The sequence below is a fragment of the Prosthecobacter sp. GW821-HT29F12 genome (genome assembly GCF_058803405.1).
Map to the genome: position 1 here is coordinate 7,128,846 of NZ_CM179517.1, position 13,905 is coordinate 7,142,750.

Sequence of the window (13,905 nt, forward strand, 5' to 3'; positions counted from 1 at the left end):
CTCAGCTCCTCGTGATGGTTTCGTGCAGGTTCAAAATCACGCGCGCAACGTGTGTCCACGCAGCGAGCTCGCTTGAATTCAAATTGGGTGAGACTGGCGCTGCACCGGTTTTGAGCAGTTCCATCGCCGCAGCTGGATCTTTTTGGTAATCGGCGAGCTGCTGGGTGAACAAGGAGGAAAGCGTCTTGAGTTCTTCCGCACTTGGCTTGCGCTGCAAGGCCTGCTGAACGGCCCAGGTGATGCGCTGGCTGGCATCGCCGTTTGATTCGGTCAGAATGCGGGCACCAAAGACGCGGGCGGCTTCGACGTAAGTCGGGTCGTTCAACAGCACGAGGGCCTGCTGCGGGATGTTGGAGCGGTTGCGCTCGGCCACACATTCCTCACGACTTGGCGCGTCGAAGGCGAGCATGGACGGATGCGTGAAGCTGCGCTGCCACCAAGTGTAGATGCCGCGCCGATACAATCCCTCGCCGCTGTCATTCTGCCATTCGCGCGTGGGGAAGTTCAGGTTTTCCCAGTATTTGGCGGGCTGGTAGGGCTTCACGCTCGGGCCACCGATTTTAGGGACGAGCAGGCCAGAGATGGTGAGCGCATTGTCACGCACGAGTTCGGCATCAAGGCGGAAGGGGCTCTGGCGTGCACACTCGCGGTTGTAGGGATCGGCGGCGGTGAGTTCCTTCGTGGAGGTGGAGACCTGCTGGTAAGTCGCGCTGTTGACGATAATGCGGATCATGTGCTGCATGTCCCAGCCGCTGTCCATGAATTCGCAGGCCAGCCAGTCGAGCAGCGCGGGGTTCACCGGCGGCTCGCCCTGTGCGCCGAGATCGTCGAGCACCTTGCTCAAACCGGTGCCGAAGAACTGTTTCCACAGGCGGTTCATCACCGTGCGGGCGGTGAGCGGATTTTCCTTGGAAACGAGCCACTGGGCGAGATCGAGGCGGGTGAGATCACGACCTTCGATTTTGGGCTTTGGCAGGTAGCCGGGCAGGGCGGCCTTCACGACTTCACCGCTTTCATCCATCCAGTTGCCACGCGGCAGGATGCGCACGGTGCGCTTGTTGGTGTCGCTGATTGAGACGATACATTTGGGTGCACTGCTTTCGAAATCCGCCTTCTCCTTTTCGACCGTGGCGATCTTGGTGCGGAGGTCGTTGAGTTCGGGGGCGATCTGCTTGTAGGCGGCGTTGAGTTTCTGCTTTTGCTCAGGGGTGCGCTTGTTCTGCGCTGTCTTGATTATGCCGGCAATTTCTGCGGCTGGCAGGGAGGTGCCGGGCGCACGGATGGGCTTGGGTGCAATGGTGCTGCTGAGACGCACATTGGCGATCTCATGATTTTCTCCCCAGCCAAAGGTGAGTGTCAATGTGACTGCGGCATTGGCTTCTGTGACAGGTGCGGCGAGTTCGAGGTAGAGCGACTGATCGGCCCCTGTGGCACCCAGCACACCCCAGCCATTTTCTTTCTTGTCAGCGATGCCATCAATAGAGGCGGCGGCGGGAAAGGTTCTTTGCTCAAATGTGGCGCTGGCAAAGGCGACGGGGATCTTGTTCTTTCCGCTTGTAAGAGTGACTTCGCTAAGGACGAAGTTGCCATTCGAGGCGAGGCCGATGCCGGGCAGCTTTTCCTTGAGTGCTTCAATGCGGATGCCTGTGGTGCCCAGCGGCAGCTTGGTGGTGAGAGTGTAGGTGTCGGTACCGTCGTTCTGCTTCCGCTCGTTGCGTTTGGCGTCGATGGTGCCGCGCACCACGCCTTCTTTGTCGGCTTTGAGAGCCACGTTTTTCTTGGTTGATGACGCCGTGATTTGCTTCAATGGCTGCCACATTCCGCTGGCGGTCACGGCCTCCAGCGCCTGCTTTTCCCATTCTGCCTGGGCTGGGGCGAGCTCGGGACGCGGTTTGGCAAATTCGGCCTGCAGTGCGGCCAAGCGCTGCGCGATGTCGGCCTGGCGTTTCTGTCCCGCTTCATCGAGCACCAGCATGCCGGGTTCGCGACGGCCGAGAATCGGCTCCTTGATGTCGGCGAAGAAAGCGCCCAGGGAGTAGAAGTCACGCTGAGTCCAAGGATCGAATTTGTGATCGTGGCACTGACAACAGCCGGTGGTCTGACCGATCCAAGCATTGCCCACGGCGCGGACGCGGTCTGTGAGCATGCGCTGTTCATAGTCCTTGGCCTGTGCTCCGCCTTCTTCAGTGGATAGCAGCAACCGATTGAATGCGGAGCCGACTCGCGTCTCTTGAGTGGCATCTGGCAGGAGATCGCCGGCGATTTGTTCGAGGGTGAAGCGGTCGAAGTGTTTGTTGCTGTTGAAGGACTGGATGACGTAGTCGCGGTAAGGCCACACGTTGTGGGGATTGTCGCTGTGGTAGCCGATGGTGTCGGCAAAGCGCACGACATCGAGCCAGCCGATGGCCATGCGCTCGCCGTAGTGTGGGTTTTTGAGCAGGCTTTCGACCAGCTTTGCATAAGCGGTAGGAGATGAGTCTTTTTCAAAGGCTGCCACCTCCTCCGGCTTGGGCGGCATGCCGATCAGATCCAGGTAAAGTCGGCGGATCAAAGTCCGAGCGTCAGCCTGTGGTGAGGCCTTGAGGCCGATCTGCGCGAGGCGCTGCTGAACCAGCACGTCCACGCCATTCTTGCCGGCCGGGATTGCTGCCTTCACCGGTTTCTCATAAGACCAGTGCTGCTGATAGGCAGCGCCCTGATCGATCCACTTCTTGAGGATTTCTTTTTGCCGCTGCGTGAGCTTCTTGTGAGAATCCGGCGGCGGCATGAGGTCGTCCGCGTCAGCGGTGAAGATGCGCGAGACGAGTTCGCTCTTCGCCGCCTTGCCGGGAATGAACGCCTCCGCTTTCACGGCCTCGTCGCGGATGTCCAGCCGCAGATCCGCCTCCCGGTGCTTGGGATCGTTGCCATGGCAGTAGAAGCAGTTGTCCGACAGGATCGGCTGCACATCGCGATTGAACTCGATCTTGGCCGGGACCGGCGGCTCCGCGGCATGGAGGCCCAGTGTTGCAAGCAGAAGAAGACAGGTTGGTTTAGTCATAAACGGTCGGAAAGGAATACGCGCCCATAGAACGCGATATTGACGCCTGATTTGCCGCAAACACGGGTATCTCACAGGAAATTGTTTTTGTGTGAGATTTCGTCTCATGCGGCAAACTGTGGAGGAATGACAGAATTGTCCCAACTGGATGCCGTGTTCGATGCCGTGGCGCGCGGAGACTCCGCCGCGTTCATGCAGGTGGTGCAGGCGCATGGACTGATGCTGCGCAGCTACATCGGTGCCCAGGTCTTCAACAGCGGAGATGTGGATGACCTTGCGCAGGAAACCTTCATCGCTGCCTATCGTTCCTTGCACAGTTTCCGGCGTGGAGATGACGTGGGTGCATGGCTGCGGGGCATCGCGCGCAACAAGGTGCTGATGTACTTTCGCAGCACTCAACGGCGTGCGAGCGCGCTGGACCGGTTCCGAGCCGAGGTGGTGGAAATCATGGGGGAGGAACTTGATGCGGCAAGCGCGGGTGACAGGCACGAACAAATCGCGGCACTGCTGCGCTGCATTGCAAAGCTGCCGGACAAGCTGCGGCGTGTCGTGCATGCCGGACTCGATGGCATCAAGGTTTCCGCGCTGGCCGAGGCGCTGCAAACATCCTCGGGTGCCGTTTATCAGCTGCACTATCGCGCCAATCAGCTCCTGCGGGCGTGCGTGATGAAGGAGGTTCAAGATGTCTGAAGACCTGCATGAGATCATCACCGCATGGTTTGGCGAAGAGATGCCGGACGAACGCCGTGAAGCCCTGCTCCAGCGATTGCGTCAGGATGCAGCATTCCGGGCCGAATTTGTGACCGAGTTGCGCACTTTTGCCATGCTGCATGCGGTGCAGGCTCCGGAACCACGCTGGCTGGCTTTGCAGGATGAACTGGGAATGACAAATCCCAGGAATGATTTCTCAGAAGAGCGCATCTTCGACGCCATTCGCTCGCAGCCGCGTCCCTTTGTGGCGTCGTGGTGGCGGCCTGTCGCGGCCATGGCTGCCTGTTTGGCTGCCGTATTTGCGGTTTTGTTGCTGTTGAAGTCACCGCAGCCAGTTCTGGCTGCCATGCCGAACCGCGAGCATCTCGCGGTGGCGGTTCGTGTGGATGGGGTGCGGTGGGATGCCAGGCAGACGAATGCCCCGCAGGCGGGAGGCCTTGTCAGCGTGGGTGATCTGCGCTTTGGCAGCGGCAAACTCACGCTGGCGTTTCTGAGCGGCGTCAGTGTTCACATTGAAGGTCCTGCGGACATCACCCTGCTGGGGCCGGAACGCATCTCGTGCCGGCGTGGCAATATTCGCACCCTGGTGAATGAAGGGGCTGAGGGCTTCACCATCGAAACGCCCGGCGGTGCCGTAGTGGATCTTGGGACTGAATTTGGTGTAAACGTGGAAGATGGCGGCAAGACACAGGTCATGGTGTACCAGGGCCAGGCCGAACTGGCGCTGCTTTCCCCTGATGGCAGCCCACGGCGAACGCGATTGCTGAATGCGCAGCAGTCCTCGGAACTCGATCCTCAGGCAGATGCCTTTCGAGGCGTTGAACCGCGTGAAATACTCGCCGCGCCTGATCTTCGCATTCCATCGCTGAATTTGAGCGCCGATTATCCGCAGCGCATCCTGAAATCAAGGCCGCTGCATTACTGGCGTGGTCAGGCGGTGTCCAAGGGACTTATCTCTGATGCAGGTCCTGGCGCCAAGGCATTGCACATTCAGGGTGACGTGGTGACGCAGCAGGATGGCAGCCTGGCCTTTGCTGCGGTCAGCGAACCGCAATTTCTACGCGCTGAGGGCGAATGGGCACCTCCTGCTGAGTTTGCGATGGAGCTCTGGTTTGCCAGCGCCGCCTTTCACAACAGTGCGCTTTCGGTGATGCATGCCGTCGAAGATGAGAATGATACGCTATCCCTGCTGCAACTGACACGGCGCGATGCACGCAATGCCCTGCGTCCTGGCCGGGTGCGCTTTCTTTTCCGCTGGCCTCCCGGCAGCAGGGATGGCGTGAATGTGTACAGCACCCCGGTTTACACGCCTTATCAATGGCAGCACCTCGTCTGCCAGCGTCGCGGTCATGTTTTGGAAATGTACCTCGATGGCAAGCTGGTGGGAGACACTTCCCTGAAAGGAAATGAAGCAACCACTGCCTGCGTGCTGCGCTTTGGCCGCCTTTTTGAAGCTGCAGGTCATTGCGACTCCCGCCAGTTTATCGGGCGCATGGCTGAAATGGCGGTCTATGATCACGTGCTCAGCGCGGATGAAATCCGTGAGCACGCAGCGCGCTAGAGAGCCTGTGAAACCACATCCGAGACTGGATGCAAAATCGTCTCTGCTGAAATGCGCGAGGGCAGGGAGGTGAGGATAACGCAGGTTGTGTCGGTCGCCGGATCGGCCCAGGCGAGTGTGCCTGTCGACCCGCTGTGGCCAAAACTCTGCTGGGAGCAGCTTTTGCCGAATCCTTCTGGCCCCAAGGCGAAGCCGATGCTTCGACGGGCGGAGAGGCCCGGGGTGTGGTTTTGCAGCATCAGGCGTATCGTCTCTTCACGAAACACCTTGGCAGATGGGTGCATGAAGGCCTCCAGAAAGCGCGCCACATCGGCGGCGGAGCCATGCGCACCACCCCATGGGGCCGCGAGATTGCGCCAGTAGGGGCTGTTCCAGTCCCAGGAGGCGGCTTGCGGATCTCCCGCGCCGGATTCGGGCGCGGCGTGTTCCGTCTGGCAGCGGATGGTGTCTGCCAGTTTGAAGCGGCCAAGGCCCAGAGCGGTGTGAGTCATGCCGAGCGGTGTGAAAACCTCCTTTGCCAGAAAATCCGGCAGTGGCGTCTTGGTGATGCGCTCCACAATTTCCGCCGCGAGCAGGATGCCCATGCTTTGGTAGTGATACTTCGTCCCCGGAGTGAACAGCAGCGGCGTGCGGATCGCGCCTTGCACGAATTCTGCGAGGGGTGCGTGGCGGGAACGCAGCTGGGTGTTGTTCTCCAGTTGATCCGGCAGGCCGGAAGTATGCGCAAGCAGTTGCTCGATGGTGATCTGTTTGCGTTCACCTTCGTTGAACTCCGGGATGAATTTCATCGCAGGATCTGAGATCTGCAGTTCTCCGCGATCCGCCAGCACCATCACGCCCGCTGCTGTCATCGTTTTCGTGATCGAGGCGAGAAGGAAAACAGCATCTGCATTTCCCGCTTTGCCAAAAGCCTGCTGAAATGTGTCTTTGCCCTGCCTCACATGCAGCACGGCGGATTCGAGAATGCCGGCATCGACTTGCTGCTGGAGGAGCTGGGCGGCGGATTGCATGCGGTCAGGTGTGGTGCTGTGGCTTTTCGTCGCCGCAAGGCCGCTCAGCAAGGTCAGGATGGAGCGGCGGTTCATTGAGCAGTTTCTTTTTTTGCGGGTTCTTTGGCCTGGATGATGAAATCAAAGAGCTGGCCGTAATGCCTGCCGTCGAGCGTGATGTCCATTGGCACCATCTGCACGCCAGCTGAGACTTGGGCGGGATCGGCGGTGAGTTTGATCTTAAAGCTCTGGCGTGATTTCGCAGGGATAGTGCCTTCGAGGAAGGCGGTATCTGCGGTGATTCCTGGAGGAAGTTGAAGCACGATGCGATGCCGCTGAACAGTGTCGCGGAAATTGCGTACAGTGATGCTGACTTCCTGCGAGGTCTGCTTCTGGAAGTCCACACGATACGGATAGGCGCTGACCCAGTAGGGATCGTAGAGATACTCATAGTTCGCGTCAGGCAGCAGTTCCTTGTATTCGCGGATGATGCGCTGCGCCCAGTCGTGGTAACGTTCGATGAAAGCCTTGGGCTCGGTCATCAACACACCGTGCGCGCCCATGATGATGTCGGGCTGGAGCTTTTGCAGGTACTTGGCGGCGACGAGGTATCCCTCATCGATGATGGCGCTGTTGCGTGCGTTGACGCATTCGTGGCCGTTCTGCGCAGGGTCAGCAGGATCGCCGAAGAGGTTGTCTCCGGTGAAAACGATCTTTTTGCCGTCAAGCTCCAGCCAGAGAGCGTTGCCGAATTCGGTCTGGCCGGGCATCCAGTCGATGTGAAGTTTGTAGCCTTCCCATTCGATCACTTCGCCAGCTTTGAGGATGCGGTCGATCTTGGCCTGTTCAAATCCGGCGTTGTAGGCGCCGATCATCGCGGGGTAGTCGTAGTAGCGCGGGTTTTCGCATTTGTCGGCGATGGTGTCCATCGTCCAGAATTTCACACCATGGTCCTTCAGCGCAGGGAAGAGCGTGAAGTGGTCGCCATGTGAGTGGGAGATCCAGCAGGCATCGATTTGCTTCAGTCCCAGAAACTCCTTCATGTCGCTGATGATGCGTTCGAGCACGAGCTTCGGAAACAGGCCGCAGTCCAGCAGCAAAGCGTGGCCGCTGTCGGCGATGATGATGGCAAAGTTCTTCCCCGCCATCTCCGGGCCAAACATGTAGAGGTGAGGCGTCACCTGAACGATGTAGTGGGCCTTCGTGGTTTTTGTTGCCGGGTGCTGCGGACGTTTGCCGAATGATGCAACGGGATAGCCGCGCACGTAATCCGGACGGAACTGGGTGAGTCGGTCCTTGTAGGTCTGGAATTGCGCCGTGGCATTCGCGATGACCGGGCCCTGTGATGCCAAGGCGGTGTCCGGCTTGAGTGTGATCAGCTTGTCCACAGTGGAGATGAGCGCATCGAGCCCCTTGGCAAAGCCATAGTCCCACTCGGTGTCGAACCAGTTGGTCATTTTAGCACCGTCATGCATGATGCCGCCGCTGAAGGCCAGCGTGCGCGCGCCTTGATTAAGCATGAAACTCATCCCGCCAGGCGAATGGCCCGGGGTGCTCACGCAGGTGAGTGTGAGGCCGTGCCAAGTGAAGGTGTCGCCATCCACGAGTCCCTTGTCGGCCTTCACCGGCTTGGCAGGCGGGCGGAGATAGCTGGAACCATGAACTGTGAATTTATCGCTGAGGCGCGGGTTCCAGTGGCGAAAATCATTGGGCGTTTCGAAGAAAGCCTGCTCATCTTTCGGCACGGCAATCCGAGTTGCCTGACGATCCAGCTTGAATGCCCCCTGGCATTGCTCGCGATGATGATCGGTGAAGAGCACCCACTCGACCTGCTTCACGCCGATCTCCGCCAGATGCTCCAGCACACTGCCATCGCCCAGATTGATGAGCAGGGCGCGGTCATCATGCTTCAGCACATAGATGTTGCAGGTGTCCTGCCAGAGAAAGACGTCAGGCGCCGGTTGTTGGAACTCGGCGAGCGCGAGGCTTCGGAGGATGAAGAATGCGGCGAGGAGGCGGATCATGCGACTATCAACGGCGCGAACGGGTGCTTCGCTTCAATCTCGATTGAGTTCGTTCAGCACCGCGAGAGTCATGGCTTTGACGCCGAAGGTGATCGAGGGCGCTGGTTCGGGACGATAAAACGGGGAGTGCAGGCTGGGCAGGATTTCGCCGGTGGCTTTCGCTTGCTCGATCTTTTCGGGTGCGACGGTGCCGAGCCAGGCGAGGAAGACGGGGATCTTTTCGGGGGTCATTGCATAACGGGAGAAATCCTCGCCGGCCATCGTGGGCTTGCGTTCGATGAGGCTGGTTTTGCCGAAGGCGTCTGCCCAAACCTGGGTCACGCGTGCGGTGAGCGCTGGATCGTTGTGCACGGAAGGAGTGCCGGGGCCGACCAAAGAAATTTCCGGGAGCAAATTTTCCGGCAGTCCGGCGGCGATGCCTAGACCACGGCAAATGCGTTTAATCGAATCCAGCACCTGTTTGCGTGTCTCGGGGCTGGTGGTGCGTACGGAAAGGCCGAGTTCGACTTTGTCGGGGATGATGTTGCTCTTGGTACCGCCGATGAACTTGCCCACCGTGATCACGACCGGCTCCACCGGATGCAATTCACGGCTGTCGATCGTTTGCAACGCCAGCACGATCTGCGAGGCAAGCACGATGGGGTCCTTGGTCAAGTTTGGCATCGCACCGTGGCCGCCGATGCCTTTCACGACGATGTCCACGGTGTCGGTGCTCGCCGTGGCCGGACCGCTGGTGAAGCCGAAGGTGCCGGTTGCGAGACTTGAATCGCAATGCAGTGCCAGGCAGACATCGGGCTTGGGAAAGCGTTGAAACAGGCCGTCCTCGATCATCGCCAGCGCACCCATGCCGCGTTCCTCTGCCGGTTGTGCGATGAAGACGAGCGTGCCTTTCCATTGATCTTTGGAAGCCGCGAGCGCCCGCGCTACGCCGATCCAGCAGGTCATGTGCATGTCGTGTCCGCAGGCATGCATGACAGAGACCTCGTGGCCCGCGTCATCCTTTGTGGTTGTTTTGCTGGCGTAAGGAACAGAGCCGATCTCGCGCACTGGCAGTCCGTCCAGATCCGTGCGCACAAGCACCGTTCGCCCCGGCCCGTTTTTCAACACGGCCACCACACCAAAACCGCCCACCTTTTCAGTCACCTCAAAGCCCGCCTTTCTTATTTCATCCGCCATGCGTGCGCTCGTTTTCTCCTCATGAAACGAAAGCTCGGGGTGCGCATGCAGATGCTCATAAAGCTGGATCAACGAGGGCCGTTGCTCCTCAATGCAGGTGTCGAGAGGCGCCTCGGCGTGCAGGCTTGTGGAGAAGAGGAGAAGGGAAACGAACAGCTTCATAGGGGCATGGTGTTGGTGAGGAAGCTCAGTGCTACAACTCCTTGATGAAGATGTGGCGGAACTCCACCCCGTCCTTGTGGTTTTGCAGGGTGATCGGTCCTTCGGCTGGTATGTCCTTCACGCGTGCGCCTTGGATCACATCTTTGCCGTTGAGCGACACATCCACGCGATCTCCACGCAGCGTGATGATGAAGCGATTCCACTCGCCCGGGCCTTTGTCGGCGCGGGCGCTGGGCATGGTTTTCATTCGCTCTTCCTTGGTGGCCTGCGCGTCCTTGAACTTGGTGCCGACCTCACCACTGCCGCAGGGCTGGCACCAGATGTTGATCTGCGCCGAACGCGCGCCGCGCAGAAACACGCCGCTGTCGCCCCAGGTGAGGTTGTCCTTCATGATCACCTTGCCGGCGGCATCGGTATGGAACTGACCGTCGGCCATGAGCCATTGGTGCGGTTTCACCACCGGTTTGCCAGTGAGCCGCCAGTCGAGCATCAGGGTGAAGTCTTTGTATTTCTTTGAGGTGGAGAGGTTGTAGTCCTTGCCGGCTACGCGCGGTGGTTCGTCGGTCCGCAGGCGGATGACGCCGTCCGCGATCTCCCACACGCCATCGAGATGCGGGTCATGCTGCCAATTGGCCCAGGTACGTCCATCGAAGAGAGCAATGAAATCTGCGGGTGGCAGCTCTCCTCCTAAGCGCTGGCCATCCTCGCCGGATGGCGGCGTCTTGCCGTCTGATATGCGAGCGGCGATCATGCTGGCCAAGGTACTGAAAGCCGAGGTTTTGATGAAATCACGTCGGGAGGCCTGCGAATGGATCAGTGTGTTCATGTGATGGCTCCAGAGGTTCAATTCATGCTGAGAGAACGCATGGCGGGAGGAATTCATACGGGCATGTGCTGCGCCGGTTCATCGCTCAGCAGACATGCCGTTCGCCCCCTTCGTGCGCCAAGGCCGCACAATCGGGTATCCAATGATCACGCAGGCTTCACCGAGAAATCGCTGTCGTCGAGGGAACGCAGGATGAGCTCACGGGGAACGCAGAAATCGTCCATTTCAAGGCAGCTCACAATGCCGTTGGCGATGTGCTCGGGTTTGAGAAAAAGCTGCTTCGGTGCCTGGCGCTGCGAGGCGTCGTCCCAGAAGGCGGTGTCCACTCCGCCTGGCAGAATGGCGGTGACGCGGATGCGATGGGCGGCGGCTTCTTCGGCCAGACCCTGGGTGAAGCCGCGCACGCCCCATTTCGCGGCGCAGTAAACGGTCTCACTCGGAATACCGCGCAGGCTGGCGGTGGAGATGACGTTGATGATGTGGCCGCGCTTGTGCGGGATCATGGCTTTCAATGCGGCCTGAGAGCCGAGAATGGTGCCCTTGAGGTTCACTGCGAGCATGAGGTCGATCTCCTCTTCGGTGTAGTCAGGAATCCACCGATGACGTGCGAGACCCGCGTTGTTCACCCAGACGTCAATGGGGCCGAGTCTTTCAGTGATTTGATTGACGGCTGACTGCACATCCGCGGCGCGGGAGACATCACAGCGGATCGACAGGGCATGCGGATGATCGAGCGCGACGTTTTCGAGATCAAGCAAAGCCACACGCGCACCGCGAGCGAGGAGGGCCTGGGCAGTGGCGAGACCGATGCCTTTGGCACCGCCGGTGACGGCGCAGACTTGGTTGGTGAGGTTCATGGTTCTTTGTTCTTGGTTCCTTGTTGTTCCAAGGGTTGGGTCATGGCCTGAATGGCGGATTCTTTGCCGTAGGCGGTGAGTGCATCGCCTGGCAGGATCATATCGTCCCGGGCAGGAATGCCGGAGTGGGTGTGGCCATCGCGTTTGATGGCGAGGATCACGACTCCTCGGTCCCAGGGGCGTGACTCACGAAGGGTGCGGCCCGCGAGGTAGGTTCCCGGCGGCACCTCAATCTCAGAAACAACGTAGCCGTGCTGGATGCGCAGCAGCAGCTCGTAATCAAGCGCATGCACCATGCCGGTGCGCTCAAGGGTGCGCTGGATGAGGTGGTCGAGCACTTTTTGAAACCAGGTGAGGCGGCTGATGAAAAGCATCACGATGAGTCCGCCGGTGAGCCAGCCGAGCATGAGCATGGTGTCTCCACCCGAACTGCTTTGCAAGAGGGTGACAATGAGCGTGGCGAGCGCGGAGGTCAGACCCACATTCCCGGCCAGAATGAGGTCACGGATGATGCGACGGCGCACGGGGTGGTTCACGACGAGCTCCGTCTCCTTGGTGGTGAACCCGACGCCGAAGAAAGCGGAGTAGGCCTGAAAACTCGCCGTATCCCAGCTGATGCCGGTCATCATCAGCGCGGTTGAACCCACCCGCACCACCAGCAGCGAGACGAGGGCAATGATAAACAGTGCGATGACAGGGGCGACCATGAAGGAAGACGAATGATTACCTCAGAATGACGCTGGATCAGAGGTGCTTCTCGCTGATGGATTTGTCGTGGTCGTAGATTTGCTCCTTTGTCTGATGGCCCTTCATGTCCCAGTAGCGGTTCAGACCGTGGCGCTGGCCGTGGTCAAAGTTGGTTTCTGCGGACTGCTGGCCATTCTCCCACCATTCCTTCATCACGCCGTGCATCTTGCCGTCGATGTAAGGGTATTCACCAGCCGTCTTGCCGTTCGAGTGTTTGTTACGGATGAGCCCGGTGTAGGGCTTGCCCTTGTAGGTCGCCTCTTTGCCATCGTTGAGCATTTCGACTTCCTTGTCAGCGAAGCCGACTTCTGCCGGCTGTTTTTCGACCGGGGCGGATTGTTTTTCTCCGCAGGAAGTCAGGCTGAGGGCGCAGAGCAGGAGGGTGAGGAGCTGTTTCATGCGCGCAGGTTGAAGATGGAGCGAGGGTTTTCAACTCGCAGCTCTGCTCACTTTGAGGCCAGCGCCTTCTTCCACTCCGCCGGAGCGCCGGGCAGTGTCTCTGCGAGGATGCGGCGGATGTGGCCGCGTTCTGTGTTCGTGAGGTAGTCGAAGTGGCCGGAGGTGTCCTTGCCATCGAGGATGTTCCAGAGGCGGGCCAGGACGGTTTGCTTCAGCGGGGCGGTCAGGTGCTGGAAGGTGAGGGAATAGACCATGTAGCTGCAGCGGTGCTTGAACAGGCGATGCAGGAGCTGAAAATCCTTCAGGCTGCGGCCGTCGCTGCTCTGCGGGGCGCGTTTGGTGAAGGCGGTCTGAAAGGCGGGATCTCCTTCGATGCCGCCTTCGGGCAGGGCGGCTTCGTCTTTGAAGAGCAGGGCTTCGACGACGTCCTCGGCGGCATGGTCAATGATGCGGCGCGCCGTGCCGGTGGGTTCGCTCATGACGGTTTCGCCCAGTTCGCGCTGAAGACTGGTCTGCATGTGCATGGCACGCAGGGCGGCGTGGTTCGCCTTGGTGAGGATGTTTTGCACGCTGGTCTGATGCTCCAGCACCATGAGGGCGACGATGTCGCTCTGCTTGCGCTTGTAGGGCGTGACATCGAAGAACTTGGCGAGGTCGGTGATGTTGGCGCCGGCTTTGAAGTCGATGTCGATGGACTGATCGTTTTTCTCGGTGGCTGTGACATTGCCACGATGCAGGATGCTGCCATGCCTGCCGGTGACATACCAGCCGCCCCAGCGGTCGGAGAACGGGGTTGTCGTATCGACGACGGTGCTGCCCTGACTCATGATGGGATGGCCTTCGGGGCCAGGATACACGGAGCGGACGATGACGCCGGGCACCTCGGGGGTGAAGGGTCCGCCGTGGCAGCTCAGGCAGCTGTTGTCGCGCTGAAAGTGCAGGGGTTTGGCGGGCACTTCATAAGGATCGAGCAGGTAAAAGATGGGGCCGAGCTTCGGATCAATGGTGGCAACCTCGATCGAGCCACCAAGACAGTAGCCGACATAGGCGTTGTCACCGAAATAGACCACGCGTGGTGTCTGGGGGCTGATGCGGTCGTTCTGCTTGCTGGTCTTGGAGAAGACCATGACCTGCGACTCCTGCGGTATGTTGAACTGCTTCATGACATCGCGCAAAACGGTCCAGGCATCGGTGCGGTCGATTTTAACTTTGCCTGCGGCCATCAGGCTTTCGAGCTGCTGAGCAGCGTCGTTGGGTGTGCTATCAGAATAGCGGATAGGAGCGTTTTCATATTCATCCTCGGCATGGATCGTGAGGAGTGACGAAGCCAAAATGGCCAGGCTCAACGGCAAGAATGTTGAGCGCATCGGAGACTTGGAGGCAGGGGATGTCATGGCGGATGAGTCGGTATTC

At 59.5% G+C, this 13,905-nt stretch carries 11 protein-coding genes; 2 read left to right on the top strand and 9 right to left on the bottom strand.

Annotated features, from left to right (window positions below; genetic code table 11):
* Window position 1: 1 nt before the first annotated feature.
* On the bottom strand, window positions 2-3,040 hold the full coding sequence (locus AC3RLQ_RS29375; RefSeq protein ID WP_493032316.1) for a PSD1 and planctomycete cytochrome C domain-containing protein: 3,039 nt from the start codon (window positions 3,038-3,040) through the stop codon (window positions 2-4).
* Window positions 3,041-3,166: 126 nt separating this feature from the next.
* Here AC3RLQ_RS29375 and AC3RLQ_RS29380 point away from each other — a divergent pair, with 126 nt between their 5' ends.
* Together AC3RLQ_RS29380 and AC3RLQ_RS29385 are read left to right on the top strand one after the other, a co-directional pair.
* Entirely contained in the window at window positions 3,167-3,730 is a 564-nt protein-coding gene (locus AC3RLQ_RS29380; protein ID WP_493032318.1) for a sigma-70 family RNA polymerase sigma factor, read from the top strand.
* Entirely contained in the window at window positions 3,723-5,312 is a 1,590-nt protein-coding gene (locus AC3RLQ_RS29385) for a LamG-like jellyroll fold domain-containing protein (RefSeq protein ID WP_493032320.1), read from the top strand. Before AC3RLQ_RS29380 ends, AC3RLQ_RS29385 begins: the two co-directional genes overlap by 8 nt.
* Here AC3RLQ_RS29385 and AC3RLQ_RS29390 read toward each other — a convergent pair.
* The 8 genes from AC3RLQ_RS29390 to AC3RLQ_RS29425 form a co-directional block, all read right to left on the bottom strand.
* Complete coding sequence (locus AC3RLQ_RS29390; protein WP_493032322.1) at window positions 5,309-6,397, bottom strand: serine hydrolase domain-containing protein; 1,089 nt, start codon at window positions 6,395-6,397, stop codon at window positions 5,309-5,311. The two genes, AC3RLQ_RS29385 and AC3RLQ_RS29390, sit on opposite strands and share 4 nt — an antisense overlap.
* Complete coding sequence (locus AC3RLQ_RS29395) at window positions 6,394-8,325, bottom strand: MBL fold metallo-hydrolase (protein WP_493032324.1); 1,932 nt, start codon at window positions 8,323-8,325, stop codon at window positions 6,394-6,396. The genes AC3RLQ_RS29390 and AC3RLQ_RS29395 overlap by 4 nt, the downstream gene beginning before the upstream one ends.
* Window positions 8,326-8,358: 33 nt before the next feature.
* Window positions 8,359-9,663: a M20 metallopeptidase family protein gene (locus tag AC3RLQ_RS29400; RefSeq protein ID WP_493032326.1), complete on the bottom strand. Its 1,305-nt coding sequence runs from the start codon at window positions 9,661-9,663 to the stop codon at window positions 8,359-8,361.
* Window positions 9,664-9,694: 31 nt separating this feature from the next.
* Complete coding sequence (locus tag AC3RLQ_RS29405) at window positions 9,695-10,489, bottom strand: 3-keto-disaccharide hydrolase (RefSeq protein WP_493032328.1); 795 nt, start codon at window positions 10,487-10,489, stop codon at window positions 9,695-9,697.
* Between the two features lie 146 nt (window positions 10,490-10,635).
* The gene (locus tag AC3RLQ_RS29410; RefSeq protein WP_487683786.1) at window positions 10,636-11,346 is read right to left on the bottom strand and encodes an SDR family oxidoreductase; all 711 of its coding nucleotides are present in this window, start codon (window positions 11,344-11,346) and stop codon (window positions 10,636-10,638) included.
* On the bottom strand, window positions 11,343-12,053 hold the full coding sequence (locus AC3RLQ_RS29415; protein ID WP_493032330.1) for a TrkA C-terminal domain-containing protein: 711 nt from the start codon (window positions 12,051-12,053) through the stop codon (window positions 11,343-11,345). The genes AC3RLQ_RS29410 and AC3RLQ_RS29415 overlap by 4 nt, the downstream gene beginning before the upstream one ends.
* 37 nt (window positions 12,054-12,090) lie before the next feature.
* The gene (locus AC3RLQ_RS29420) at window positions 12,091-12,492 is read right to left on the bottom strand and encodes a toxin-antitoxin system YwqK family antitoxin (RefSeq protein ID WP_493032332.1); all 402 of its coding nucleotides are present in this window, start codon (window positions 12,490-12,492) and stop codon (window positions 12,091-12,093) included.
* 47 nt (window positions 12,493-12,539) lie between these two features.
* A complete protein-coding gene (locus tag AC3RLQ_RS29425) occupies window positions 12,540-13,886 on the bottom strand; it encodes a hypothetical protein (protein WP_493032334.1) in 1,347 nt (448 codons plus the stop codon).
* Between the last annotated feature and the right edge of the window lie 19 nt (window positions 13,887-13,905).

What these genes read in the sequence shown, in the direction of transcription:
- AC3RLQ_RS29375 (WP_493032316.1), bottom strand. Translation starts at nt 3,040, where the DNA reads ATGACTAAACCAACCTGTCTTCTTCTGCTTGCAACACTGGGCCTCCAT.
- AC3RLQ_RS29380 (WP_493032318.1), top strand. Translation starts at nt 3,167, where the DNA reads ATGACAGAATTGTCCCAACTGGATGCCGTGTTCGATGCCGTGGCGCGC.
- AC3RLQ_RS29385 (WP_493032320.1), top strand. Translation starts at nt 3,723, where the DNA reads ATGTCTGAAGACCTGCATGAGATCATCACCGCATGGTTTGGCGAAGAG.
- AC3RLQ_RS29390 (WP_493032322.1), bottom strand. Translation starts at nt 6,397, where the DNA reads ATGAACCGCCGCTCCATCCTGACCTTGCTGAGCGGCCTTGCGGCGACG.
- AC3RLQ_RS29395 (WP_493032324.1), bottom strand. Translation starts at nt 8,325, where the DNA reads ATGATCCGCCTCCTCGCCGCATTCTTCATCCTCCGAAGCCTCGCGCTC.
- AC3RLQ_RS29400 (WP_493032326.1), bottom strand. Translation starts at nt 9,663, where the DNA reads ATGAAGCTGTTCGTTTCCCTTCTCCTCTTCTCCACAAGCCTGCACGCC.
- AC3RLQ_RS29405 (WP_493032328.1), bottom strand. Translation starts at nt 10,489, where the DNA reads ATGAACACACTGATCCATTCGCAGGCCTCCCGACGTGATTTCATCAAA.
- AC3RLQ_RS29410 (WP_487683786.1), bottom strand. Translation starts at nt 11,346, where the DNA reads ATGAACCTCACCAACCAAGTCTGCGCCGTCACCGGCGGTGCCAAAGGC.
- AC3RLQ_RS29415 (WP_493032330.1), bottom strand. Translation starts at nt 12,053, where the DNA reads ATGGTCGCCCCTGTCATCGCACTGTTTATCATTGCCCTCGTCTCGCTG.
- AC3RLQ_RS29420 (WP_493032332.1), bottom strand. Translation starts at nt 12,492, where the DNA reads ATGAAACAGCTCCTCACCCTCCTGCTCTGCGCCCTCAGCCTGACTTCC.
- AC3RLQ_RS29425 (WP_493032334.1), bottom strand. Translation starts at nt 13,886, where the DNA reads ATGACATCCCCTGCCTCCAAGTCTCCGATGCGCTCAACATTCTTGCCG.